This is a genomic window from Pseudactinotalea suaedae, from assembly GCF_009733815.1.
GTDB classification, from domain to species: Bacteria; Actinomycetota; Actinomycetes; order Actinomycetales; family Beutenbergiaceae; genus Pseudactinotalea; species Pseudactinotalea suaedae.
Genome location: NZ_WNXY01000005.1, coordinates 91,737 through 114,632, shown reverse-complemented (window position 1 = coordinate 114,632; position 22,896 = coordinate 91,737). Strand labels below are relative to the sequence as shown.

19 protein-coding genes and 1 tRNA gene are annotated in these 22,896 nt (G+C 70.5%); 6 read left to right on the top strand and 14 right to left on the bottom strand.

The window, feature by feature from the left end:
• Positions 1-70: 70 nt before the first annotated feature.
• The 5 genes from GPA04_RS10425 (at position 71) to GPA04_RS10405 (ending at position 4,740) form a co-directional block, all read left to right on the top strand.
• The gene (locus GPA04_RS10425; RefSeq protein ID WP_170299356.1) at positions 71-850 is read left to right on the top strand and encodes an ABC transporter permease; all 780 of its coding nucleotides are present in this window, start codon (positions 71-73) and stop codon (positions 848-850) included.
• A complete protein-coding gene (locus GPA04_RS10420; RefSeq protein ID WP_156224021.1) occupies positions 843-1,688 on the top strand; it encodes an ABC transporter permease in 846 nt (281 codons plus the stop codon). Before GPA04_RS10425 ends, GPA04_RS10420 begins: the two co-directional genes overlap by 8 nt.
• Positions 1,685-2,671, top strand: coding sequence for an ABC transporter ATP-binding protein (locus GPA04_RS10415; protein WP_156224020.1), 987 nt, complete (start codon positions 1,685-1,687; stop codon positions 2,669-2,671). Before GPA04_RS10420 ends, GPA04_RS10415 begins: the two co-directional genes overlap by 4 nt.
• A gap of 99 nt (positions 2,672-2,770) precedes the next feature.
• Positions 2,771-4,039, top strand: a complete 1,269-nt coding sequence (locus GPA04_RS10410; RefSeq protein ID WP_156224019.1) for an APC family permease — start codon at positions 2,771-2,773, stop codon at positions 4,037-4,039.
• Positions 4,036-4,740, top strand: coding sequence for a copper homeostasis protein CutC (locus GPA04_RS10405; protein ID WP_156224018.1), 705 nt, complete (start codon positions 4,036-4,038; stop codon positions 4,738-4,740). The genes GPA04_RS10410 and GPA04_RS10405 overlap by 4 nt, the downstream gene beginning before the upstream one ends.
• A 267-nt stretch (positions 4,741-5,007) precedes the next feature.
• On the opposite strand, the gene GPA04_RS10400 is transcribed toward GPA04_RS10405, so the two are convergent.
• The 12 genes from GPA04_RS10400 to GPA04_RS10345 form a co-directional block, all read right to left on the bottom strand.
• Complete coding sequence (locus tag GPA04_RS10400; protein WP_156224017.1) at positions 5,008-8,892, bottom strand: DNA-directed RNA polymerase subunit beta'; 3,885 nt, start codon at positions 8,890-8,892, stop codon at positions 5,008-5,010.
• A 228-nt stretch (positions 8,893-9,120) separates the two neighbouring features.
• A complete protein-coding gene (gene rpoB, locus GPA04_RS10395) occupies positions 9,121-12,618 on the bottom strand; it encodes a DNA-directed RNA polymerase subunit beta (RefSeq protein WP_156224016.1) in 3,498 nt (1,165 codons plus the stop codon).
• A gap of 583 nt (positions 12,619-13,201) precedes the next feature.
• Complete coding sequence (gene rplL / locus GPA04_RS10390) at positions 13,202-13,594, bottom strand: 50S ribosomal protein L7/L12 (protein ID WP_156224015.1); 393 nt, start codon at positions 13,592-13,594, stop codon at positions 13,202-13,204.
• Positions 13,595-13,684: 90 nt separating this feature from the next.
• On the bottom strand, positions 13,685-14,221 hold the full coding sequence (gene rplJ, locus GPA04_RS10385; RefSeq protein WP_156224014.1) for a 50S ribosomal protein L10: 537 nt from the start codon (positions 14,219-14,221) through the stop codon (positions 13,685-13,687).
• Positions 14,222-14,514: 293 nt separating this feature from the next.
• Positions 14,515-15,231, bottom strand: coding sequence for a 50S ribosomal protein L1 (rplA, locus tag GPA04_RS10380; protein ID WP_156224013.1), 717 nt, complete (start codon positions 15,229-15,231; stop codon positions 14,515-14,517).
• A gap of 117 nt (positions 15,232-15,348) precedes the next feature.
• Positions 15,349-15,780: a 50S ribosomal protein L11 gene (gene rplK, locus GPA04_RS10375; RefSeq protein ID WP_156224012.1), complete on the bottom strand. Its 432-nt coding sequence runs from the start codon at positions 15,778-15,780 to the stop codon at positions 15,349-15,351.
• A gap of 100 nt (positions 15,781-15,880) precedes the next feature.
• Entirely contained in the window at positions 15,881-16,654 is a 774-nt protein-coding gene (gene nusG / locus GPA04_RS10370) for a transcription termination/antitermination protein NusG (protein ID WP_156224011.1), read from the bottom strand.
• 50 nt (positions 16,655-16,704) lie between these two features.
• Positions 16,705-17,250 (bottom strand): preprotein translocase subunit SecE, encoded by a 546-nt coding sequence (gene secE / locus GPA04_RS21510; protein WP_366464589.1) that lies wholly within the window; start codon positions 17,248-17,250, stop codon positions 16,705-16,707.
• Positions 17,251-17,353: 103 nt separating this feature from the next.
• A tRNA-Trp gene (locus GPA04_RS10360) sits at positions 17,354-17,429 on the bottom strand.
• A 119-nt stretch (positions 17,430-17,548) separates the two neighbouring features.
• Positions 17,549-18,211: a response regulator transcription factor gene (locus GPA04_RS10355; protein ID WP_156224010.1), complete on the bottom strand. Its 663-nt coding sequence runs from the start codon at positions 18,209-18,211 to the stop codon at positions 17,549-17,551.
• Positions 18,208-19,947 carry a sensor histidine kinase gene (locus GPA04_RS10350; protein WP_241680726.1) on the bottom strand — a complete coding sequence of 580 codons (1,740 nt, stop codon included), beginning with the start codon at positions 19,945-19,947 and terminating at the stop codon, positions 18,208-18,210. The genes GPA04_RS10355 and GPA04_RS10350 overlap by 4 nt, the downstream gene beginning before the upstream one ends.
• Positions 19,948-19,951: 4 nt before the next feature.
• Entirely contained in the window at positions 19,952-20,458 is a 507-nt protein-coding gene (locus tag GPA04_RS10345; protein ID WP_156224009.1) for a hypothetical protein, read from the bottom strand.
• A gap of 194 nt (positions 20,459-20,652) precedes the next feature.
• On the opposite strand from GPA04_RS10345, the gene GPA04_RS10340 reads away from it, so the two are divergent.
• On the top strand, positions 20,653-21,147 hold the full coding sequence (locus tag GPA04_RS10340) for a hypothetical protein (protein ID WP_156224008.1): 495 nt from the start codon (positions 20,653-20,655) through the stop codon (positions 21,145-21,147).
• Positions 21,148-21,224: 77 nt separating this feature from the next.
• Here the strand turns inward: GPA04_RS10340 and GPA04_RS10335 are convergent, their stop codons facing one another.
• Positions 21,225-21,608 (bottom strand): hypothetical protein, encoded by a 384-nt coding sequence (locus GPA04_RS10335; protein WP_156224007.1) that lies wholly within the window; start codon positions 21,606-21,608, stop codon positions 21,225-21,227.
• Complete coding sequence (locus tag GPA04_RS10330; RefSeq protein ID WP_156224006.1) at positions 21,605-22,831, bottom strand: aminoglycoside phosphotransferase/kinase family protein; 1,227 nt, start codon at positions 22,829-22,831, stop codon at positions 21,605-21,607. Before GPA04_RS10330 ends, GPA04_RS10335 begins: the two co-directional genes overlap by 4 nt.
• Positions 22,832-22,896: the final 65 nt, after the last annotated feature.

Sequence of the window (22,896 nt, the reverse complement as noted above, 5' to 3'; positions counted from 1 at the left end):
GCGCCCATCCGTTGACGCAGCCCTCGGGGCCCGGTAAGTTCTCGCGCTTGTGTCCGTAGCCGCCCTCGCCGTGCTGACGCAGACGGGGTGGAAGCGCTGGTCGGCCTATCGCAGCGCGGCACTGGCCGGCGCTGTCACCAACACCGTCTTCGGCCTGATCAAGGCCGCGATCACGATGGGGGCGGTCGGTGCCGCGGGTGGCACCCTGGCCGGCTACGGCGCGATCGAGGGCGCCACCTACGCCTGGCTGGCGCAGGCGCTGATCGCTCCGGTCAACGTGTTCTGGTCCAACGACCTGGTGGACCGGATCCGCTCCGGCGACATCGCCGTCGACCTCTCCCGCCCCGTCGACCCGCAGCTCGCCTACCTCTGCGCCGACCTCGGTCGAGCCGCCTTCAGCCTGGTCCCGCGGGGCGCCCCGCCGCTGCTCGTCGGCGCCCTGGTGACCGGGCTGGCCCTGCCAGGTCAGCTGCTCCCCTACGTGCTGGGGATGGTGAGCGTCGTGCTGGCCGTCGTGGTCTCCTTCGCCTGCCGCTGGCTGGTCAGCCTCGCGGCCTTCTGGCTGATCGAGATGCGTGGCGCCGCGACGCTCTACCTCATGACCTCGAACATCCTCTGCGGGCTGGTCGTGCCGGTGCACTGGTTCCCGGGCTGGATGGCCGCCGTGGCGGCTGCAACACCGTTCCCCTCGATGCTGCAGGCTCCGATCGACGTGATCATGGGCCGCGTCACCGGCGTCGACGCGCTCGGGGTGGTCGGGGTCCAGATCGCGTGGGCCGCCGGGGTGCTGCTCGCCGGGCGCCTGGTGTGGACCCTCGGGACGCGCAAGCTGGTGGTGCAGGGTGGCTGACCTCTCGGCTGCAGGATCGAGGAGGCCGACGGCGGCCGGTGGCCTTCTCGGGCCGTACCGCGCCCTGGTCTCGTCGCGGCTGAGGTCGCAGCTCGCGTACCGACGCTCGTTCGCGCTCGACGTCCTCGGCTCCTTCGGTGTCGGGCTGATCGAGTTCGCCGAGGTGTACGTGATCTTCTCCTCGATCAGCGTGCTCGGCGGGCTCGACTTCGCCGGCCTCGCGCTGCTGTTCGGGCTGGCGAGCCTGAGCTTCAGCCTCGCGGACCTCCTCGTCGGCCACATCGACCGCATACCCACCTACCTGCGCACCGGCACGCTCGATGCGTTCCTGCTCCGCCCGCTGCCCGTGCTCGCGCAGCTGGTCACGAGCGACATCCAGCTGCGCAGGCTCGGCCGCAGCGCACTGGCGCTGGGGGTGCTCGTGGTCGCGCTGGTGGTCAACCCGATCGACTTCACACCGGCCGTGATCACGCTGCTGCTGATCACACCGATCGCCGGCACAGCGATCTTCTGCGGGCTCTTCGTGGTCGCGGCCGGCATCCAGTTCTGGCTGATCGAGGGCAGCGAGATGGCCAACGCGTTCACGTACGGCAGCAACTACGCCGCCACCTTCCCCACCTCGATCTTCTCGCTGCCGATGCGGGTGCTGTTCACCTTCGTGGTGCCCGCGGCGTTCACCGCCTACCTGCCGACGCTGCTGATCCTCGGTCTGCCCGGGCCTGCCTGGACTCCGGCGTGGTGGGGCTGGCTGACCCCGCTGGCAGCGCTGGCCGTCTGGGGGGTCGCGCTGCTGGCCTGGCGGGCGGGGCTTCGTCACTACACGGGAGCAGGATCATGACCACGACACCCACGGCGGGCGAGCAGATCGTGCACGCGCGCGGTCTCACCCGCGACTTCGTCGTCCGCTCCGGGGGCTGGCGGCGGACCAAGCGGGTGGTCCGCGCCGTCGTCGACCTCGATCTCGACATCGTCGCGGGTGAGGCGGTCGGCTACATCGGGGCGAACGGTGCCGGCAAGTCGACGACGATCAAGATGCTGACCGGGATCCTCTCGCCCTCCCAGGGCACGGTGCGCACGTGCGGCTACGACCCGCGCAGGTCCCGGCGCGCGCTCGCCCGCGAGATCGGCGTGGTGTTCGGGCAGCGCTCGCAGCTGTGGTGGGACCTGCCGCTGCGCGAGTCCTACCGTGTGCTCGCCGCGATCCACCGGCTCGGCCCTGGGCACCGCGAGCGCCTCGACGAGCTGATCGAGGCGCTCGACCTGGAGGCGTTCCTCGACACCCCGGTCCGGCAGCTCTCGCTCGGGCAGCGGATCCGGGGTGAGATCGCCGCTGCGTTGCTCCACTCCCCCCGCCTGCTGGTGCTGGACGAGCCCACGATCGGGCTCGACGTGCTCAGCAAGGAGCGGCTGCGCGCGTTCCTGGTGGCCGAGCGTGCCGCACACGGCACCACGCTGCTGCTGACCACGCACGACATGGACGACGTGCAGCGCCTGACCGACCGGATCGTCGTCGTCGACCGCGGCAGCGTCGCCTACGCCGGTGACCTTCCCGGGCTCGTGCGCCGGGTGGGGGCCGACCGCGTGATCGTCCTCGATCTCGAGGAGCCGACGCCTCCGCTCGCCGACCTGCCCGGCACCCGGTTGCTGGCGACCGAGCACGACGGGCTGCGCCAGCGCCTGGCGCTGCTGCCCGGCTCGACCGCCGCCGCGGTGCTCGCGGAGGTCGCCGGCCGCGCACCGCTGCGCGACCTCACGATCGAGGAACCGGACGTCGAGGACGTGGTCCGCCGCCTCTACGCCACGCAGCGAGCCGGCGGCTGAGACCGCATCCACCGGCGTCGTCGGACCGGGCGACGACCCCTCGCGCCCGCCGTCCGACGCAACCCCGACCGTTCACGCAAGCCCACTAGGTTGTGCCCCGTGACCGACTCGCCGCAGCCCGCGCTGGCACGCAGGATCGGCACCGGCGACGCCGTGGTCGTCGGGTTGAGCGCCATGATCGGCGCCGGGATCTTCTCGGTGTGGGGACCCGCGAGCGCCGCCGCGGGCGACGCGCTCCTGGTGGCGCTCGGGATCGCGGCCGTGGTCGCCCTGTGCAACGCGACGTCATCGGCCCAGCTGGCCTCCCACCACCCGGCCTCCGGGGGCACCTACGTGTTCGGGAACCGGGTGCTGGGTCCCTGGTGGGGGTTCACGGCGGGCTGGGGTTTCGTCATCGGCAAGACCGCGTCGTGCGCGGCGATGGCCCTGACGTTCGCCGCCTACGTGGTGCCGGGCCAACCGATGGTGCAGCGCGTGGTCGGAGCCGCCGCGGTCGCGGCCCTCACGCTCGCCGCCGTGCGGGGCATCACGCGCACCGCGCAGGTGGCCCGGGTGCTCCTGGTGATCGCCCTGCTGGGGCTGGTGGCGCTGCTGGTCGCCACCTCGGTGACGGCGGTCCCGGCGGCCACGTCGCTGACCCCTCCGACCGGGCTGTACGGCATCCTCCAGGGTGCCGGTCTGCTGTTCTTCGCGTTCGCCGGGTACGCGCGCATCGCCACCCTCGCCGAGGAGGTGCGCACACCCGCCGCGATCGGCCGGGCCGTGCTGATCGCCCTGGCCGGCGTGCTCGTGCTCTACGGTCTGGTCGCCGTGGCCCTGCTGGGCACGCTCGGCGGCGCTCTCCCCCAGAGCACCGCTCCCCTGGCCGACCTCGCGGCGATGCTGCCGGTGCCGGGGCTGGCGCCGGCGGTGCGGGTCGCCGCGGCGGCTGCCGCTCTGGGTGCCCTGCTCGCGCTGCTCTCCGGCGTGAGCCGCACCACCCTGGCGATGGCGCGGGAGGGCGATCTCCCCCGGTCGCTGGCGGCTGTGGAGCCACGCCACCAGGTCCCGGCCCGGGCACAGCTGTTGCTGGGACTGGTGGTCGTGGTGATCGTGCTCGCCACCGATCTGCGGGGGGCGATCGGGTTCTCCTCCTTCGGCGTGCTCGTCTACTACGCGGTCACCAACCTGGCGGCACTGCGCCAGCCTCGTGAGCAGCGCCGCTGGCCACGCCCCATGCAGGTGCTCGGGGTGATCGGGTGCCTGGCGGTCGCGGTCAGCCTCCCGCCGGCGGCGGTGCTCGCCGGTGCGGCCGTGCTCCTGCTCGGCGCCGGATATCGGCTGCTCCGTACCCGCCGCTCCCCCGAGCCGGGCAGGACGTCGCGATGATCGCCGTCGAGATCTGTGTCCAGGACGTCGCCGGAGCTGCGACAGCGCTCGACGGCGGAGCCCACCGGGTCGAGCTCTGCTCGGCCCTGGAGGTGGGTGGCCTGACGCCGAGCATGGCGGCGATCGAGTCGGTCCGTGCGCTCACCGACCGCTCGGGGTGGCTCCACGTGCTGGTGCGGCCCCGCCCGGGCGGCTACCTCTACACCTCCGCCGAGATCGACCTGACCTGCGCCGACGTCGCGCACGCGGTCGCGGCCGGCGCCGACGGCGTGGTGGTGGGCGCCCTCACCCGGGAGGGCACGGTGGACGCCGGGCACCTGCGTGCGCTCGTGGACGCGGCGCAGGGCCGCACGGTGACGTTCCACCGGGCGTTCGACGCGGTCGCCGACCGGCGCGCCGCGCTGGAGGTGCTGGCGGCCGCGGGCGTGGACCTGGTGCTGACCTCCTGCGGCCGCGCGCACGCCGTGGAGGCGGCGGCCGAGCTGAGCGACCTGGCACGCGCGGCCGCGGGCCGGCTGCGGATCATGGCCGGCGGCGGCGTGCGCCCCGGGGACGTCGCCAAGCTGGCGGCCGCCGGCTGCGACGCGATCCACCTCTCGGCCCGGCGCCGCGCGGAGGGCGGCCCGGGCGGCGAGGGCACGGTCTGGCACACCGACCCCAGCCTGGTCGCCGCCGCGGTGGCGGCCGCCGCAACCGTGTGACGTTCCCCTGCTGGAGATGACCCGGCGAGCGTGACCGGAGCAGAGCTGTCCGGCCAGAGGCGACCGGGAACAGAGGCGACGGGCCCAGCCGTGCCGGGAGGTGTGTGCGCGAGGCTGGATGGGCCTGGCGGGAGCGCGGCGAGAGCGAGGAACGAGCGAAGACGCGCGGATGGTCGGCCTCGCGCACACACCTCCCGGCACGGCACCCAGCTCGACACACGAAAGCCCCCGACCCAAGAGGGCCGGGGGCTTTCGTGAAGCGGTGGGTCAGCGGTAGTCGCTGAACCCTCCGAGGTCGAGCTCCTCGAGCGCGATCGCGTCGGCGCCCTCGGAGACCGGACCGTAGTCGATCTCGTCGTAGCCGAAGCTCGGGTAGATCTCCGCCTTCGCCTCCTCGGTGGGCTCCACCCGGACGTTGCGGTACCGGGGAAGACCGGTGCCCGCCGGGATCAGCTTGCCCAGGATCACGTTCTCCTTCAGACCCAGCAGGGAGTCCGAGCGTCCGCTCATGGCGGCTTCGGTCAGCACCTTCGTGGTCTCCTGGAACGACGCCGCGGACAACCAGGAGTCGGTCGCCAGCGAGGCCTTCGTGATGCCCATGAGCTCCGGTCGACCGGCGGCCGGGGTACCACCCTCGGACACCACGCGACGGTTCTCGTCCTCGAAGCGGCCACGCTCGGCCAGCTCGCCAGGCAGCAGGCGGGAGTCACCCGAGTCGAGCACGGTCACGCGACGCAGCATCTGCCGCACGATGACCTCGATGTGCTTGTCGTGGATGTCCACACCCTGGGAGCGGTAGACCTCCTGGACCTCGTCCACGAGGTGCTTCTGCACCGCGCGGGGGCCGAGGATCCGGAGCACCTTCTTCGGGTCGACCGCACCCGAGACGAGCTGCTGCCCGACCGAGACGTGGTCGCCGTCCTGGGCGAGCAGGCGCGAGCGCTTGCTGACCTGGTAGGCGATCTCCTCGGTGCCGTCGTCCGGCGTGAGCGTGATGCGACGTGCCCGGTCGGTGTCCTCGATGGCGATACGACCCGCCATCTCGGCGATCGGCGCCTCGCTCTTCGGGGTGCGAGCCTCGAAGAGGTCGGTCACGCGGGGCAGACCCTGCGTGATGTCGTCGGCCGAGGCCACACCACCGGAGTGGAACGTCCGCATCGTCAGCTGGGTACCGGGCTCACCGATCGACTGCGCCGCGATGATGCCGACGGCCTCGCCGATGTCGACGAGCTCGCCCGTGGCGAGCGATCGGCCGTAGCACTTCGCGCACGTACCGACCCGGGACTCGCAGGTGAGCACGGAGCGCACCTTGACGGTCTCGACGCCGGAGGCGATCAGCTTGTCGATGAGGACGTCACCGACGTCGTCACCCGACTCCCCGAGAACGGTGCCGTCGGCAGCAACGGCCTGACCGGCCAGAGTACGGGCGTACACGCTCGTCTCGACCTTGTCGTGACGGCGAGCGACGCCGTCGGGCCCGATCTCGATGATCGGCTGCGTGAGGCCACGCTCGGTGCCACAGTCCTCTTCACGGATGATGACGTCCTGCGACACGTCCACCAGACGACGGGTCAGGTAACCCGACTCGGCGGTACGCAGCGCGGTGTCGGCCAGACCCTTACGGGCACCGTGCGTCGCGATGAAGTACTCGAGCACCGAGAGGCCTTCTCGGTAGTTCGACTTGATCGGACGGGGGATGATCTCGCCCTTCGGGTTCGCCACCAGACCGCGCATACCGGCGATCTGACGAACCTGCATCCAGTTTCCGCGGGCACCGGAGGTGACCATGCGGAAGATGGAGTTCTGCTCGGGGAAGTTCTCCCGCATCGAGGTGTCGACGTCGTCGGTGGCCTGGGTCCAGATCCCGATGAGCTCCTGACGACGCTCGTCGTCGGTGATCAGACCGCGGTCGTACTGGCCCTGGACCTTGGCGGCCTTCTCCTCGTAACGGGCGAGGATCTCGGCCTTGGCGCCCGGCGCCACGACGTCGGAGATGCCCATGGTCACGCCCGAACGGGTGGCCCAGCGGAAGCCGGCCTCCTTGAGCGCGTCCAGCGAGGCAGCGACCTCGACCTTCGGGTACCGCTCGGCGAGGTCGTTGACGATCGTCGAGAGGACCTTCTTGTCGACCACCGTGTTGACGTAGGGGTAGTCGACCGGCAGCAGCTCGTTGAAGAGCGCACGGCCGAGGGTCGTCGAGAAGACGATCGGGTCGCCCTCGGTCCAGCCCTCGGGAGCCTCGAAGCCCTCCGTCGGCGGCACCAGGTCCTCCAGACGGACGGAGATCTGCGCGTTGAGGTGCAGGTCACCGGCGTCGAACGCCATCATCGCCTCAGAGGGCGAGGTGAACGTCCGGCCCTCTCCGACCACACCCGGAAGACCCGTGGTGAGGTGGAACAGGCCGATGATCATGTCCTGGGTGGGCATGGTCACCGGGCGGCCGTCGCTCGGCTTGAGGATGTTGTTCGAGCTGAGCATGAGGATGCGGGCCTCGGCCTGCGCCTCGGCCGACAGCGGCAGGTGCACCGCCATCTGGTCGCCGTCGAAGTCGGCGTTGAACGCACCACACACCAGCGGGTGCAGGTGGATCGCCTTGCCCTCGACCAGCTGCGGCTCGAACGCCTGGATGCCCAGACGGTGCAGCGTGGGCGCACGGTTCAGCAGCACAGGGTGCTCGGTGATGACCTCTTCCAGCACGTCCCACACGACCGAGCGCGCACGCTCGACCATCCGCTTGGCGGACTTGATGTTCTGCGCGTGGTTGAGGTCGACCAGCCGCTTCATGACGAAGGGCTTGAACAGCTCGAGCGCCATCTGCTTGGGCAGACCGCACTGGTGCAGCTTGAGCTGCGGGCCGACCACGATGACCGAGCGGCCCGAGTAGTCGACGCGCTTGCCGAGCAGGTTCTGACGGAACCGGCCCTGCTTGCCCTTGAGCATGTCGGAGATCGACTTCAGCGGCCGGTTGCCCGGGCCGGTGACCGGACGACCGCGGCGACCGTTGTCGAACAGCGAGTCGACGGCCTCCTGGAGCATCCGCTTCTCGTTGTTGACGATGATCTCCGGCGCACCGAGGTCGAGCAGCCGCTTGAGGCGGTTGTTCCGGTTGATGACGCGGCGGTACAGGTCGTTCAGGTCCGAGGTGGCGAACCGGCCACCGTCGAGCTGCACCATCGGGCGCAGGTCCGGCGGGATGACCGGGACGCAGTCCAGGACCATGCCCAGCGGGCTGTTGGTCGTCGTGAGGAACGCGTTGACGACCTTGAGCCGCTTGAGGGCGCGGGTCTTGCGCTGGCCCTTGCCGCTGCGGATGATCTCGCGCAGGTTCTCGGACTCGGCAGCGAGGTCGAAGGTCTCGAGACGACGCTTGATCGCCTCGGCGCCCATCGCACCCTTGAAGTAGTTGCCGTAGCGGTCCTGCAGCTGGCGGTACAGCATCTCGTCGCCCTCGAGGTCGGCGACCTTGAGGTTGACGAACCGGCTCCAGACCAGCTCGAGGCGCTCGATGTCGGCGTCAGCACGCTTGCGCAGCTGCGCCATCTCGCGCTCCGCGGAGTCCTTGACCTTGCGGCGCGCGTCAGCCTTGGCGCCCTCGGCCTCGAGCTCGGCGAGGTCGGCCTCGAGCCGCTCGCCACGCTTGGCGATGTCGAGGTCGCGCTGCTTGGCGATCTCGCCCTTCTCCAGGTCGATCTCGTTCTGGAGGCTGGGGAGGTCCTCGCGTCGGCCCTCGTCGTCGACCTCGGTGATCATGTAGGCCGCGAAGTAGATGACCTTCTCCAGGTCCTTCGGGGCGAGGTCGAGCAGGTAGCCCAGCCGCGACGGGACGCCCTTGAAGTACCAGATGTGGGTGACCGGGGCGGCGAGCTCGATGTGGCCCATCCGGTCGCGACGCACCTTGCTCCGGGTCACCTCGACGCCGCAGCGCTCACAGATGATGCCCTTGAAGCGGACGCGCTTGTACTTGCCGCAGTAGCACTCCCAGTCCCGGGTGGGGCCGAAGATCTTCTCGCAGAAGAGGCCGTCCTTCTCGGGCTTGAGCGTGCGGTAGTTGATGGTCTCCGGCTTCTTGACCTCGCCGTGGGACCACGTACGGACCTCGTCCGCGGTGGCCAGACCAATACGGAGCTCGTCGAACACGTTGACGTCGAGCACTTGTTTCCCTACTTCCTTCGACCTGTGGCCGTGGGTGGAGTCTTCGAGGATGGTTGGAGTGAGCGATCCGGCGTGGGGGGGGGGGGGGGGGGGGGGGCGCGCGGGGGGGGTGGGGAAAAAAATAACAAACCCAAGCGGGGGGGGGGGGTTTTGTCTGTGTGTGGGTTGGGTTTGGGCGCGCGGGGGGGGGCCCCGGGGGGGCGCCCCACGACAGGTTGCGGATTGCTCTCAGATCTCCTCGACGCTGCTGGCGTCGGGGCGACGGGACAGGTCGATACCGAGCTCCTCGGCGGCCCGGTACACCTCCTCGTCGGTGTCACGCATCTCGATCATGGTGCCGTCCGAGGAGAGCACCTCGACGTTCAGGCACAGCGACTGCATCTCCTTGACCAGCACCTTGAACGACTCAGGGATGCCTGGCTCGGGGATGTTCTCGCCCTTGACGATCGCCTCGTACACCTTGACGCGACCAGGGATGTCGTCGGACTTGATCGTCAGCAGCTCCTGAAGGGCGTAGGCCGCTCCGTATGCCTCGAGCGCCCACACCTCCATCTCGCCGAACCGCTGGCCACCGAACTGGGCCTTACCGCCCAGCGGCTGCTGCGTGATCATCGAGTACGGACCGGTCGAACGCGCGTGGATCTTGTCGTCGACCAGGTGGTGCAGCTTCAGGATGTACATGTAACCGACGGCGATCGGCTCGGGGAACGGCTCGCCGGAGCGGCCGTCGAAGAGATTCGCCTTGCCGGTGCTGTTGATCAGGCGGTCGCCGTCACGAGTCACGCGGGTCGAGTCGAGCAGACCCTTGAGCTCCTCCTCCTGGAGACCGTCGAACACCGGGGTGGCCACGGGGACACCGGGCTCTCCGGTCAAGGTCTCCTCGGGGAGCTTCTTGGCCCAGTCGGCCTTCGGGTCGGCATCCCAGCCCTGCTTCGCCACCCAACCGAGGTGGGTCTCGAGCACCTGGCCGACGTTCATACGGCCGGGCACACCCATCGGGTTGAGGATGATGTCGACGGGGGTGCCGTCCTCGAGGAACGGCATGTCCTCGACGGGCAGGATCTTGGAGATGACGCCCTTGTTGCCGTGACGGCCGGCGAGCTTGTCACCATCGGTGATCTTGCGGCGCTGCGCGATGTAGACGCGGACCAGCTGGTTGACGCCCGGGGGCAGCTCGTCGCCGTCCTCGCGGTTGAACTCGCGCACGGCGATGACCGTGCCCGACTCACCGTGAGGGACCTTGAGCGAGGTGTCGCGGACCTCGCGCGCCTTCTCACCGAAGATCGCGCGGAGCAGCCGCTCCTCCGGGGTCAGCTCGGTCTCACCCTTGGGCGTGACCTTGCCGACCAGCACGTCGCCTGCGCCGACCTCGGCACCGATGCGGATGATGCCGCGCTCGTCGAGATCGGCCAGCACCTCGTCGGAGACGTTCGGGATGTCCCGCGTGATCTCCTCCGGGCCCAGCTTGGTGTCGCGGGCGTCGACCTCGTGCTCCTCGATGTGGATCGAGGACAGCACGTCGTCCTGCACGAGGCGCTGCGACAGGATGATCGCGTCCTCGTAGTTGTGACCCTCCCACGACATGAACGCGACCAGCAGGTTGCGTCCGAGAGCGAGCTCGCCCTCGTCGGTGGCGGGACCATCGGCCAGCACCGAGCCGACCTCGACCCGGGCGCCCTCGTCGACCAGCACGCGCTGGTTGTAGGAGGTGCCCTGGTTCGAGCGGCGGAACTTGGCGACCCGGTAGGTGTAGCTGCCACCCTCGTCCTCGGCGACCACGATCGCGTCGGCCGAGACCTCCGTGACCACGCCGGGCTTGCGGGCGATGATGACGTCACCGGCGTCGACAGCGGCGCGCCGCTCCATGCCGGTACCGACCAGCGGAGCCTCGCTGCGCACCAGCGGCACAGCCTGACGCTGCATGTTGGCCCCCATGAGCGCGCGGTTGGCGTCGTCGTGCTCGAGGAACGGGATCATCGCGGTCGCGACCGACACCATCTGGCGTGCCGAGACGTCCATGTAGTCCACGTTCTCGGCGGGCACGTCGATCGCCTCGCCGCCACGGGTGCGCACGAGGACGTTCTCCTCGACGAAGCGACCCTTGTCGTCGATCACGGCGTTGGCCTGAGCGATGACGTAGCGGTCCTCGTCGTCGGCGGTCAGGTACTCGACGTCGTCGGTGACCTTGCCCTTGACGACCTTGCGGTACGGCGTCTCGACGAACCCGAACGGGTTGATCCGCGCGTAGGTGGCGAGCGAGCCGATCAGGCCGATGTTCGGGCCCTCAGGGGTCTCGATCGGGCACATCCGGCCGTAGTGGCTCGGGTGGACGTCGCGGACCTCCATGCCGGCGCGGTCACGGGACAGACCACCGGGGCCCAGCGCCGACAGGCGACGCTTGTGGGTCAGGCCCGCGAGCGGGTTGTTCTGGTCCATGAACTGCGAGAGCTGGCTGGTGCCGAAGAACTCACGGATCGAGGCCACGACCGGGCGGATGTTGATCAGGGTCTGCGGCGTGATCGCCTCGACGTCCTGGGTCGTCATCCGCTCGCGGACCACGCGCTCCATCCGGGACAGGCCCGTGCGGACCTGGTTCTGGATGAGCTCGCCCACCGCACGGATGCGGCGGTTGCCGAAGTGGTCGATGTCATCGGGCTCGACGGGCAGCTCGACGGACTTGCCGTCGCGGACACCGCTGAAGGTGGTGTCGCCCTTGTGCAGAGCGGCCAGGTACTTGATCGTGGCGACGACGTCCTCGACGGACAGGGTCGAGTCGCTCAGCGGCTTGTCGACGCCGAGCTTCTTGTTGATCTTGTAGCGGCCGACCTTGGCGAGGTCGTAGCGCTTGCCGTTGAAGTAGAAGTTGTCGAGCAGCGCGGTGGCGGCCTCGACGGTCGGCGGCTCGCCCGGGCGGATCTTGCGGTAGATGTCGAGCAGCGACTCGTCCTGGGTGTGGACGTTGTCCTTCTCGAGGGTCTCGATGACCGCCGGGTAGTCCGCGAACGCCTCGCGGATCTCGCCCTCGGTCATGCCGAGCGCCTTGAGGAAGATCGTCACCGACTGCTTGCGCTTGCGGTCGACACGGACGCCGACGGCGTCGCGCTTGTCGATCTCGAACTCGAGCCAGGCGCCGCGCGAGGGGATCACGCGCGTGGTGAAGATGTCCTTGTCGGACGTCTTGTCCGGGGTGCGGTCGAAGTACACGCCCGGGGAGCGGACCAGCTGCGAGACGACGACGCGCTCGGTGCCGTTGATGATGAACGTGCCGCGCTCGGTCATGAGCGGGAACTCGCCCATGAAGACCGTCTGCGACTTGATCTCACCGGTCGTGTAGTTGACGAACTCGGCGGTGACGAACAGCGGAGCGGAGAAGGTGAAGTCCTTCTCCTTGCACTCCTGCGCCGAGTACTTCGGCGGCTCGAACCGGTGGTCCCGGAAGGAGAGCGACATCGTCTGGCCGAAGTCCTCGATCGGGGAGATCTCCTCGAAGATCTCCTCGAGGCCGGACTTGGTCGGCACGGCGTTGTTGCCGGCGGCGAGCGCCACATCGACGCGGGCTCGCCACGCGTCGTTGCCGAGGAGCCAGTCGAAGCTCTCGGTCTGAAGACCGAGCAGATCGGGTGCGGCGAGTGGTTCGTGGATCTTCGCGAAGGAGACGCGACGTGAAGCGGTGCGGTTAGCGATTTGGGTGGCAGTGGGAGCGTTAGAGGTGCGCGAGGCAGCCAAGAGGGGTCCTTCCCGGCGTCGTGTGGCGTGCGCGTGCGGAACCGCCCCGGTCAAGCCCAGCCGAGTCGGCACCCGGACACACCGAGGATCTGGTGGGTCAAAGAGCGGTGCCGCAACCGGCTGACAGGCAGAACGGGGTCAGAGCACAAGGCAAAGACCAACTATAGGGCATGCGCAACTACTTGTCCACCGCCCGCCCTTGGACGATCTGGAACCCGCGACACTCGCACGACTTCTCACCGTGTAGCACTCACTGCTCACCACTGCGACAACCACATCACACTCGCCCTGCGAAACCTCAGCAGGGCCACACGACGCGGCAACCATACCCCTGCCCCGGCCTCGGCGCCACTGCCGATCTCGGCGAGGCGCCGAGCGCCGCGCGCGGCCGGGTCCCTCGATTGCCGAGATCGGAGCTGCACGGCCACATCGCACGTCGCGCGGTGCGGTCTCGCCGTCGATGTCCGATCTCGAGCTCGAGGAGGGGTGGCCGGCGCCCAGACGACGAACGGACCCGCACCAGCAGGTGCGGGTCCGTCGCGATCCCGGCAGGGCCGGGAAGAGGTGAAGCGTCAGGCGGTCGTCACTTGATGGTGACGGTGGCGCCAGCGGCCTCGAGCTGCTCCTTGGCCTTGTCGGCCTGGTCCTTGGCCACGCCCTCGAGGACGGGCTTGGGGGCGCCGTCGACGAGGTCCTTGGCCTCCTTGAGGCCGAGCGAGGTGAGAGCGCGGACCTCCTTGATGACCTGGATCTTCTTGTCGCCGAAGGCCTCGAGGACGACGTCGAACTCCGACTGCTCCTCGGCCTCCTCAGCGGCGGCGCCGCCGCCGGCGGGGCCGGCGGCCACGGCCACGGCGGCCGGGGCAGCAGCGGTGACCTCGAAGGTCTCCTCGAACTGCTTCACGAACTCGGAGAGCTCGATGAGGGTGAGGTCCTTGAAAGCCTCGATGAGCTCGTCGGTGGTGAGCTTCGCCATGATGGCGTTCCTTCCTGTTGGTTCTGCTTGCGGTGTGTCACCGCGAGCAAAGGCGTGCGCAGGCAAGCGCAGGGTGGTGGATGCGGAGCCTCAGGCGGCTTCGCCGGTTGACGCCTGCTTCTCGCGCAGGGCTTCGATGGTGCGGACAGCCTTGCTCGCGGGAGCGGTGAACATGTAGGCAGCCTGGTAGAGCTTCGCCTTCATGGCACCGGCCGCCTTGGCCAGCAGCACCTCGCGGGACTCGAGGTCCGCGAGTCGGGTCACCTCGGCGGCGGACAGCGACTTGCCGTCCATCACGCCACCGCGGATCACCAGGTTGGGGTTGGTCCTCGCGAAGTCGCGAAGACTCTTGGCCGCCTCGACCGGGTCGCCACCGATGAACGCGATCGCGGACGGACCGGAGAGCTGCAGGTCCCCCTCGAACACGTCGACGCCGGCGTCCTTGGCCGCGATGGCGGTCAGGGTGTTCTTGACGACCGCGTACTGCGTGTCGGCGCCCAGCTGGCTGCGCAGCTGGCTGAGCTGGGTCACCGTGAGCCCGCGGTACTCGGTGAGGACGGCAGCCGAGGAGTTCTTGAACCGCTCGGTGAGTTCGGCGACTGCTGCCACCTTGTCAGACCGTGCCATGGGCCCTCCTTCGATGTTCGTGCCGCCGGGCCCACACATGACAAGAGCCCCATGCGCAGGCATGGGGCTCGGATCTCACTGGCGTGAAGCACGAACTCTCACCTGCGCAGGCTCCACATCTGTGGACTTCATCCCGTCTGGTGACGGGCAGCCGGCGGTCTTGGGCAGCCATCACTGTAACCGAGCCCGCCGCGCTCACCAAATCCGCTCGGGCCGGCCCTGGGGCGGGTGCACGAACGGGGCCGCACCCTCGAGGGGTGCGGCCCCGTTGCGGCGCGCCTGGGTGCAGGACGTCAGGCGACGTCCTCGTCGGCGAGGTTGCGCACGCGGGTGGCGTCCAGCGGGATGCCGGGGCCCATCGTGGTGGACAGCGTCGCCTTGGTGATGTAGCGACCCTTGGCGGACGCCGGCTTGAGGCGCAGGACCTCGTCGAGAGCCGCCGCGTAGTTGTCCAGCAGCTTCGTGGTGTCGAAGGACACCTTGCCGATGATGAAGTGCAGGTTGGCGTGCTTGTCGACGCGGAACTCGATCCGGCCGCCCTTGATGTCGGACACGGCCTTGGCCACGTCCATCGTCACGGTGCCGGTCTTCGGGTTCGGCATGAGGCCACGCGGACCGAGCACGCGGCCGAGGCGGCCGACCTTGCCCATGAGGTCCGGGGTGGCGACGGCCGCGTCGAAGTCGGTGTAGCCACCGGCGACCTTCTCGATGAGCTCGTCGCCGCCGACCTCGTCCGCACCGGCGGCCAGCGCCTGCTCGGCGCGGTCGCCGTTGGCGAACACGATGACGCGGGCGGTCTTGCCGGTGCCGTGCGGGAGGTTGACGGTGCCGCGCACCATCTGGTCGGCCTTGCGGGGGTCGACGCCGAGGCGGAACACGACCTCGACCGTCGAGTCGAACTTCGTCTTCGCACCGCTCTGGGCGAGCTGCACGGCCTCGAGCGGGCTGTAGGCGTGGTCGCGGTCGATCGGCTCGGCCGCTGACCGGTACTGCTTGCTGCGCGTAGTCATCTGCTTCTCCTTGGTTGTGAGCAGTCGTGGTCCGGGCCTACGCGGCCCTCCCACGGGTCATCTCCCCCGGTCGGGGTGATGACCCACGTGCGTCCGGCGGGTGCCGGGCGCGGTGATTCAGTCCTTGACGGTGATGCCCATCGACCGGGCGGTGCCGGCGATGATCTTGGCGGCGGCGTCGAGGTCGCGTGCGTTGAGGTCGGTCATCTTCTGCTCGGCGATCTCACGCACCTGGGCGCTGGTCAGGTTCGCCACCTTGGAGGTGTGCGGGGTCGCCGAACCCTTCTGCACGCCAGCGGCCTTCTTGATCAGCTCGGCTGCCGGCGGGGTCTTGGTGATGAACGTGAACGAGCGGTCCTCGTAGACGGTGATCTCGACGGGGATGACGTTGCCGCGCTGCGACTCGGTCGCCGCGTTGTAGGCCTTGCAGAACTCCATGATGTTGACGCCGTGCTGACCGAGCGCGGGGCCGATCGGCGGTGCGGGGTTGGCCGCGCCGGCCTGGATCTGGAGCTTGATGAGGCCGACGGCCTTCTTCTTGGGGGGCATGTGCTTCTCCTGGGTGATGGGCCTACGCCATGGGCGATGACCCGGTTGCATGGATCCAGACGGCGCCTGGGTCCGGCATCCGGAACGAGTCCGGGAGGTCTTAGATCTTGGCGACCTGGTTGAACGACAGCTCGACCGGGGTCTCGCGGCCGAAGATCGAGACGAGCACCTTGAGCTTCTGGCCCTCGGCGTTGATCTCGGAGATCGTGGCGGGCAGCGTGTCGAACGGGCCGTCGGTGACGGTGACCGACTCGCCGACCTCGAAGTCGACCTCGATGGGCGCCGCGGCCGCTGCCGCGCCACCCCCGCGCTGAGCCGGGGTCTTGGCCTCGATCGTCGGCGCGAGCATCTTCATGACGTCGTCGAGCGTGAGCGGCGGCGGGGAGTGGGAGGCGCCCACGAACTGGGTGACGCCGGGCGTGTGCCGCACCGCACCCCAGGACTCGTCGGTCATCTCCATGCGGACGAGGACGTAGCTCGGGATGCGCACGCGCTTGACGACCTTGCGCACCGAGTTCTTCATCTCGACGACCTCTTCCATCGGCACCTCGACCTGGAAGATGTAGTCCTCCATGTTGAGGGACTGGATGCGCGACTCGAGGTTGGCCTTGACGCGGTTCTCGTACCCCGCGTAGGAGTGGATGACGTACCAGTCGCCCGGGAGCATCCGCAGCTCGCGGCGGAAGGCGTCGATCGGGTCTTCCTCGACCTCCTCGACCTCGACCTCATCGGCCTCGGCCTCGGCAGGCTCGGTCTGGTCGGTCTCGGTGGTGTCGGTCTCGGGGGCCTCGTCGGAGGCGTCGACGGCCGGCGCGGTCTCGAGATCGTCGACCTCGGACGCCTCGTCGGGCTTGTCGAGGGGCTGCTCGGACACGGTGACCTGCTTCCTTAACTGATGTGGGTGGTGCTGATGGTGGGCGGCGCTCAGCCGCCGAACGCCCAGAGGACGAGCTTGCCGACGGCGAAGTCCAGGACTCCGACGTAGGCCATGACGATCAGCACGAACACGATGACGACGGCCGAGTAGGTGCCGAGCTCCTTGGTGGTCGGCGTGACCACCTTGCGGAGCTCCGCGATCACCTGGCGGACGAAGAGCACGATCGCCGCGATCGGGCCGCGGCGCTCCTCCTTCTTCGCCACCGGCCGCTGCGTGGGACGCGCTGCGGCCGCCTTGCTGCCGCCGCTGCGTGCGCTCTCGACGCTCGAGCGGCGCTTGGCGACCGAGGCCGACGTCGTGCTCGCTGCGAGAGCCTGCTCGGCGTCGGCGTCCGAGTCCTCGTCGGACTCGTCCTGGTCGACGGCGTCGCTCGCCTCGTCCTCGACGTCGTCCAGGTCCTCGGACCCGGAGTCCTCGGGCTCATCGGCGCCGTGAGCCTGGCTCGCCTCGTCCGTGAGCTCGTCGCGGTCGTCGCCGAGCCGACCCTCGTCGTCGTCGGGTGTGCCCTTCGACGCGTCGGTGGACCTGCTCACTCGTACTTCCTCACTGGACGGGGGTGCGGCGCCTGCCGATGCAACATCGGCGGGGCGATCGGGCCCTGCGGGACGCGTTCGGAGCGACCTCGCGATCGGGACCTGGCAGGGCAGGAGGGACTCGAACCCACAACCGCCGGTTTTGGAGACCGGTGCGCTACCAATTGCGCCACTGCCCTACGACGATCCCCTACCTCCACGCCGTCGAACCAGCGGATGCCGGGCAGCGACGAGCATGGCGGAGGAAACCACCGCCGTCGAGTGTACCTGCCCAGCCCGCTCGGGTCGAACGGGCCGCTCAGACCAGCCGGTAGCCCATGCCGCGGACCGTCTCGATCCGCTGTGCTCCGACCTTCTTGCGCAGGTAGCGCACGTACACGTCGACCACGTTGCTGCCCGGGTCGAAGTCGTAGCCCCACACCCTCGACAGCAGCTGCTCGCGGCTGAGCACCTGGCCCGGGTTGCGCAGGAAGGTCTCCGCGAGCGTGAACTCCCGCGCCGAGAGGTCGACCTCGCTCGCGCCGACCTTGAGCCTGCGGGTGCGCAGGTCGAGCGAGAGGTCGGCGTGGCTGATCACGTTGGTCTCGCCGCCGGGTGCTGCCTCGCTGCGCAGCCGCAGCCGCACCCGTGCCAGCAGCTCCTCGAAACGGAACGGTTTGGCCATGTAGTCGTCGGCACCGCCCTCGAGGCCGGCCACGGTGTCGGTGACCGAGCTCCGGGCCGTCAGGATGATCACCGGCATCGTCACACCGCTGCTGCGGATCACGTCGAGCACGTCGAAGCCGTCGATGTCGGGCAGCCCCAGGTCGAGGATCAGCAGGTCGAAGTCGCCGGTCGAGGCGAGGTCGATCGCGTCGCGCCCGGTGCTGACGTGCACCGGCGAGTACCCGGCGGCCTTCAGCCCCTTGGCGACGAACGAGGCGATGCGTCCCTCGTCCTCGGCGATCAGGATCTGGCTCATGGCTGCACTGGCTCCTTCAGGGGGTCGCCGTCGATCATGGTCTCGAGATCGCCTCGCTCGGAGTTCGCCGCGGTGCGCGGCAGCACGATCGTGAAGGTGCTGCCCCGGCCGGGCGCGGACTCGAGCTCGACGTCGCCGCCGTGCGCCTGCGCGATCGAGCGGACGATGGTCAGCCCCAGCCCGGAGCCCTCGGCCGTGCCGTCGGCACGCACGAACCGCTCGAACACGCGGTGCTGGTCGGCCGGTGCGATGCCCACGCCCTCGTCACGCACCCACAGCCGCACCGAGGTGTCGTCGACCGAGGAGCCGAGAGCGACCGTGCTGTCGTCCTCGGAGAACTTGACGGCGTTGCTCACCAGCTGCAGCCAGGCCTGCGTGATCCGGCGCGGGTCGAGGTCGAGCTCGACCTCGGCGAGCGAGTCCAGCGTCCAGCGCCGCACCCCCAGCGGGCGCGACTTCGTCAGCATCTCGTCCGTGAGCACGGCGACGTCGGTGCGCTGCAGGCTGACGAAGTCGGGGCGACGCGACTTGGCGAGCGTGATCAGCTCCTCGACCAGGGAGTTCATGCGGTCGAGCTCGTCCAGCGCGATCGCGCGCACCGCGGCGGCGTCCTCGGGGTCGCTCACCTCCATCAGCTCCAGGTGGCCACGCACCACGGTGAGCGGTGTGCGCAGCTCGTGACCGACGTCGTCGAGCAGCTCACGCTGGGAGGAGAACGCGTGCTCGAGCCTGTCGAGCATGCCGTTGACGGTGCTCGTCAGCACCGCGAGGTCGTCGTTGCCGACCACCTCGATGCGGCGCGAGAGGTCCGAGGAGCTGATCTGGGAGGCAGCGCTGCGCAGCAGCGCGACCGGCTTCAGCAGGTCGCTCACGATGAGGAAGCCGAGCGCTCCGATGAGCAGCACCGCGCCGAGGGCCACCAGCGCGTAGGTGGTGTAGTTGCGGGCGAGCCCGGCGTGCTCGGCGGTGCGGTCGAAGGCGAGCACCAACGCGCCGGTGTCCCCCGCCGGGCCCACCACGGGGACGATCGCCACCCTGTAGGAGCCCTGCTCGGTCTCGATGACCCGAATCAGGCTCGCCTCGTCCGGCGCGGTGCTCAGCAGCTCGGCACGCTCCTCGGTGAGCGGCCCGAGCAGCGCGATCAGCTCGCGGTCTCGCTGCATCTGGTAGTTGTACTCGGCCGGCGCGTTGTAGGTGTGCACACCCTCCACGAAGCCCGCCATACCCTCGTTGGGACCGGGCACGATGCGGCCCAGGGCGACCAGCAGGAGCTCGGTGACGTTCTGGAACGGCGCACCCGTCTTCGGGTCGACCCCCTCGCTGGCGAGCGTGCGGAACTCCGCGCTGCTGCGCTCCAGGCTGTCCCGCATGAGGTCGTCGAGCCGGTCTCGCTCGAGCACGTACGCCGTGGTCCCGGCCACGAGCAGCGCGAGCCCGCTGAGCACGGTCAGCGCCGTGAGGACACGGGTGCGGACGCTCCAGCCCTGCCGGCCGCCGAGGCGACGACGGCGCGCGCCGCCCTCGTGCGTCACCGGCTCGCCGCTCATCGCCTCAGTATCGAGGACGGCGGGGGGCTCCGTGGTCTCGGCGGTCGCCGGGAGCCGGCGTGCACCGGGCACCGGCGGGATCTCCTCGGTGGGCGATCCGTCGCTGTGGGCGGTGCCGCCGTGCTCGGCCACCACGTGCGGGGGCCGGCCCCGGGCGGGGAGCCCGGGACCGGCCGAGGTCGCCTCCACGAGGTCAGTCGCCGGAGTCGGCCGAGGGTGCCGAGGCCGCCGACGCAGGGCTGGCGGGCGAGACCGGCGACGGGGCGCTCGCGGCGCTGGCGGGGCTGGCCGGGCTGACCGGGCTGACCGGCGACGGCGCGCTCACCGGGCTGACCGGCGAGGGCGCGCTGACGGGCGTCACGGGCGACGGCGCGCTGACCGGGCTGACCGGGCTTGCCGGGCTGACCGGGCTCGCCGGCGAGGCGGGGGTCGCAGGACTGACCGGGGACGGCGCGCTCACGGGCGACACGGCGGTCACCGCGGTCGTCGCGCTGTCGGAGGCGATCTGCGAGGGGTCGGCCGCGGCGAGGACGGTCGGGTCCGCCGCCGAGGGGCCGGCGGTGAGGGCCTTGGCCGCGGCCTGGACGACCGCGCCCTCGCCGGCGGGGTCGAAGGAGTCCGCGGCAGCGGCCACGGTCCCGGCGCCGATGCCGATGGCCCCGAGGGCTCCCGTGACGATCCATGCGGTGCGCTTGTTCATGTTCGTGCTCCTTGTCCGAGTGGGCGCTGGCGCCCTGGTTGCTGACACCGAGAACACTCTCGACGGCGGGTGAGAGGCCTGGGAGGCCGCCGTGAGAGACCTCTCAGGTCCGTGAGACGTTCCTCATCCCGGTCGACACAGAGCGACCCCGGGCGGGGGTCCCGGGGTCGCTCTGCTCGTTCCGCACGAGGGCCGTGCGGAGTCCTCAGTCGCCGGAGTCGGCCGACGCGGCCGAGGCGGGGCTCGCGGGCGAGGCCGGTGACGCCGCGCTCACGGGTGAGGGCGCGCTGGCCGGGCTGACGGGCGACGGCGGGGTCGCAGGGCTGGCAGGCGATGGCGCACTGACCGGGCTGACCGGGCTGGCTGGGCTGACGGCGGTCGCCGGCGAGGCCGGCGAGGCGGTCGAGACCGCGGACACGGCGGTCGTCGCCGAGTCGGAGGCGACCTGTCCGGGGTCGGTGGTGGGGTCGGTCGTCGGCGGTGTGGTCGGGTCGGCCGTCGGCTCGGTGCTGGTCTCCGAGGGAGCCTGGAGCACCGCTCCGTCACCCGAGGAGGGGTCGAAGGCGTCGGCTGCGGCTGCGATCGCGCCGATGCTGACCCCCACGACTCCGAGGGCGCCGGTGACGATCCATGCGGTCCGCTTGTTCATGGTGCTGCTCCTGCTCTGTGTGGCGCTGGCCTGTGGCTGATGCGATCAGCCTCGCGATCGTGGGTGAGACCTCCGGGAGGCCTCCATGAGAGAGCTCTCAGGTTGGTGAGAGGTCTCTCATCCGCCGCTGTCGGCGCTCGCCGCCGAGGCGGGCGAGTCGGCCGGTGCCGAGGCGGGCGAGTCGGCCGGCACCGGCGAGGGCGCCGACGGCGCGGCAGGCGTGGGTGCCGCGGTCGAGGTCGGTGAGTCGGTGGGTCCCTCGCTGGCGCTCGGGGAGGTCGGCACCGTCGGTGTGGCGGTGGGCGGGGCGGTCGGGCCGGCCGTGCTCGAGCTCGAGCTCGAGCTCGAGCTCGAGCCGGTCGCAGGGTCGGTGCCGGTCTCGTTCACGACCGCTCCACCGCCCGAGACGTCGTCCGGCGCTGCGGCGTTGACGATCGCCACCCCGGAGACCCCGACGATGCCCAGCGCTCCGGTCACCATCCAGAGGGTCCGCGACCTCATGACCGCTCCCCCGCGTCGGCGCGCTCGAGCGCGGCCAGGGCGAGATCCAGCCGGGCGTTGGCCTGCTCGGGACTCGCTCCCGCGACCAGCGAGACCAGCACGGCGGCGGTTCGGGCGTCGAGCTCGGTCCGGTCGACGGAGGCGGCGAACGCGGCATACCAGCGGTGAACGACCGCGGGCACCTCGGTGTAGATGTGCGGCGCGAGCGCGGGCAGCACCAGCAGGTGCGCGAGCAGCGTGGCGAGGTCGTCGGCGCGGCGGCCGGGGCCCAGCGCGTCGACGTCGATCACGGCGGCCGGGCGGGCATCCTCCACGAACAGGTTGGCCACGTTGAGATCACCGTGCGTGGGGACGACGGCGGCGACCGGCACCGCCGCGAGCACGTCGGCGACGCGGCTCGCCACGTCGTCGATCTCGTCGGCGCGCGCCGGCAGCGCGCTGCGCGCGGCGGCCGCGTGGAAGTCGAGCCGGTCGACCCAGGAGGGACGCAGCGGCAGCTCGAGCACCGGTGCCGGCAGCGAGTCCAGCGCGGCCAGCACCTGCTCCGGAGCCGGGACCTGCGCCGCATCACCCGTGGCGAGAGCCTGCGCGAGCGAACGCCCCGGTGCCGCCGCGAGCAGCACGACGCCGGGCTCGGGCTCCCCGAGCATCGCGGGCGCCGGGAGCATCGAGCCCCGCAGCGCCTCGTGCCGGGCGATCAGCTCGGCGGCTCGACGCGGCCGGACGATCTTGAGGTAGCAGGTCGCGTCGGCGAGCTCGGCGACGACGACCGCCCGGCGCGTCGGCCGGTACGACAGCACCCTGAGCGCCGGGAGCTCGGCGCGACCGAGCCAGCCCGCGACGACGCGGGGGTCGAGCGCCGCACGCAGCCCGGGGAGCGCCGGGTCGTCGGCACGCCGCCAGACGCGCAGGGTCCGGACGCCGTCGTCGAGCACGGCCACGGCCGCGGTGCGGTCGGAGCGTGCCACCGGCGCGGTGCTGGCGACGAGCACCTCACCCTCGGGGGCAGCGGCGTGGGTGACGTCGTAGCAGACGCTCACGCCCGCACCGGGGCGGTGGTGGACCGCGGCGACGGCGACCCGCAGGTCCTGCGGGGCCTCGCCCTCCCCGACGAGCGCCGCCCGCACGATCTCGACCGACTCGGCGCCGGTCAGGAGCGCCAGGTCCGCGTCCTCGCCGAACCCCGTGGGGGCGGCGTGGCGTGCGGGCGCAGACGTGGTCACGCTCGTACTCCACCATGCCGGGGCGCGGTCCGGATGAGACCAGGATGAGAGGTCTCTCATGGAAC

What these genes read in the sequence shown, in the direction of transcription:
- GPA04_RS10415 (WP_156224020.1), top strand. Translation starts at nt 1,685, where the DNA reads ATGACCACGACACCCACGGCGGGCGAGCAGATCGTGCACGCGCGCGGT.
- GPA04_RS10405 (WP_156224018.1), top strand. Translation starts at nt 4,036, where the DNA reads ATGATCGCCGTCGAGATCTGTGTCCAGGACGTCGCCGGAGCTGCGACA.
- rplL (WP_156224015.1), bottom strand. Translation starts at nt 13,594, where the DNA reads ATGGCGAAGCTCACCACCGACGAGCTCATCGAGGCTTTCAAGGACCTC.
- rplJ (WP_156224014.1), bottom strand. Translation starts at nt 14,221, where the DNA reads ATGGCACGGTCTGACAAGGTGGCAGCAGTCGCCGAACTCACCGAGCGG.
- rplA (WP_156224013.1), bottom strand. Translation starts at nt 15,231, where the DNA reads ATGACTACGCGCAGCAAGCAGTACCGGTCAGCGGCCGAGCCGATCGAC.
- rplK (WP_156224012.1), bottom strand. Translation starts at nt 15,780, where the DNA reads ATGCCCCCCAAGAAGAAGGCCGTCGGCCTCATCAAGCTCCAGATCCAG.
- GPA04_RS10355 (WP_156224010.1), bottom strand. Translation starts at nt 18,211, where the DNA reads ATGAGCCAGATCCTGATCGCCGAGGACGAGGGACGCATCGCCTCGTTC.
- GPA04_RS10345 (WP_156224009.1), bottom strand. Translation starts at nt 20,458, where the DNA reads ATGAACAAGCGCACCGCATGGATCGTCACGGGAGCCCTCGGGGCCATC.
- GPA04_RS10335 (WP_156224007.1), bottom strand. Translation starts at nt 21,608, where the DNA reads ATGAGGTCGCGGACCCTCTGGATGGTGACCGGAGCGCTGGGCATCGTC.